The following is an 829-nucleotide window of genomic DNA, read 5'->3' on the forward strand; positions in this document are numbered from 1 at the left end:
CGCTGGCAAGCCGCTGGTGTCGCTCGACAGGGAGTAAGTCAGCGGTACATCGGCGCCGGACTGGAAGATCGCCGTGACGCTGCCGCTGGCCGTCGTGGCTTCGCCCGCTACGTCGCCGACACCGCCGGCAATGCCATTGGCCAGGCCATCTTCATCGACAGTACCGGCCTCGGCGGCTCCGGCCGCCGTTGGCGTGTCGTCATCGACGGTAATCACCAGTTTCTCGGCGGCAGCCGTTACCGTGTCGCCATCGTTATCCGTGGCCTGCAACAGCGTGCCGAGGTTAAGGGTGATGTCGTTTTCATCATTGCCGGCTGGATGATCCAGCGGCTGCAGCAAGGTGAAGCTGTAGACACCCGCGGCGCTAAGGCTGAAGGTAAATACATCGGTCGCCCCGGCTTTGGCGGTCAGGGTGTCACCCAGGACGCTATAGACCAGCGCCACGCCGCCCGAACTCAATGCCGGCAAGCCACTGGTGTCACTCGACAAGCTATAGGTCAGTGGCACGTCGGCCCCGGACTGGAAGATACCGGTAACGCTACCGCTGGCAGTCGTGGCTTCGCCAGCTACGTCGCCCACACCACCGGCAATGCCATTGGCCAATCCGTCTTCATCGACGGTACCAGCCTCGGCGGCTCCGGCCGCCGTTGGTGTGTCGTCATCGATGGTGATCACCAGTTTCTCGGCGGCGGCCGTCACCGTGTCACCGTCCTTGTCGGTAGCTTGCAGCAGCGTGCCGAGGTTAAGGGTGATGTCGTTTTCATCATTGCCGGCTGGATGGTCCAGCGGCTGCAGCAGGCTGAAGCTGTAGGCACCCGCGGCGCTAAGG

Annotated in this window: 1 protein-coding gene; it reads right to left on the bottom strand. The window is 63.4% G+C overall.

The genetic code is table 11. From position 1 onward, the window contains the following. Positions 1–829 (bottom strand): T1SS-143 repeat domain-containing protein (locus PVZ78_RS03545; protein ID WP_443218348.1); only part of this gene is annotated, 829 nt, incomplete at both ends.

Origin of the sequence: Pseudomonas sp. SBT1-2, from assembly GCF_028640875.1 — a bacterium.
GTDB lineage: Bacteria > Pseudomonadota > Gammaproteobacteria > Pseudomonadales > Pseudomonadaceae > Aquipseudomonas > Aquipseudomonas chlororaphis_I.